The organism is Brasilonema octagenarum UFV-OR1, assembly GCF_963888615.1.
Lineage (GTDB): Bacteria > Cyanobacteriota > Cyanobacteriia > Cyanobacteriales > Nostocaceae > Brasilonema > Brasilonema sennae.
In genome coordinates this window covers 1-759 of sequence record NZ_CAWPKW010000068.1, presented here as the reverse complement: position 1 = coordinate 759, position 759 = coordinate 1, and the positions used below count along the sequence as shown (strand labels likewise).

The following is a 759-nucleotide window of genomic DNA, read 5'->3' as shown; positions in this document are numbered from 1 at the left end:
ATCTTTTTCTCTACCAGATGCTTTGAGCATAACTGCTAGAGTTTCCTGATCCGCCTCTTTCCACTTCCCAGCAGCTAGCAAATCTCGCAGCCGTGTGTAATTTACTCCTGTGTCGGAACTGAGATCATCCTGCTCACTCTGTTCCTTTTCAAATAGTTTTGATTTCATATTTTCTAAATTAGCTAAGTACTTACTTCCTTTAAAGACGACTTCCAGTTCAGATAAAATTTTATAAAGGGCTTCTTTATCTCCTATTTCATTTAAATAGTTAATAAGTTGTAAGACAAAGTCAGTGTTAGTAGATTCTCTTACAAATGCAAGTCGATTTGGATCAATACCAATCTTGATACACAGGGCTTTTCGTGCAGAATACTCAGCAAGTCCACTACGTCTCAAGAGTTCCGTAAATATTTCTCTGTCAGAGTTATTCGGTATTGCACGCTGTTCTTTGGACTTATTAGAAACTGTCTCCTCAATTTCCTGTCGCATCGCGATGAACCATTCCCGCTCCCCTTTCCCTAAGCTAGGATTAGCTTCCGCTTCATCCAACCACTCTTTTGCCTTTGCAGGATCTAGAAAATTGAGTGCAGTCAGTTGTTGCGCCCGTTCTAATTCAACTCTATCTGCCCAAGGTGAATGATACTCGACATACTGCCAAAGCAGCGTAGCAATATCTTGAATTCGTTGTCTTGCATCTTCCCTTCTCATCAACTCCTGCAACAACTCATTGCGAATTTCTGGCTCGATTTCATACAGTTC

At 40.7% G+C, this 759-nt stretch carries 1 pseudogene; it reads right to left on the bottom strand.

The annotated features are described in order from the left end of the window. A pseudogene (locus AC5590_RS05405) lies at positions 1-708 on the bottom strand (GUN4 domain-containing protein); the annotation flags it as partial. Positions 709-759 lie beyond the last annotated feature (51 nt).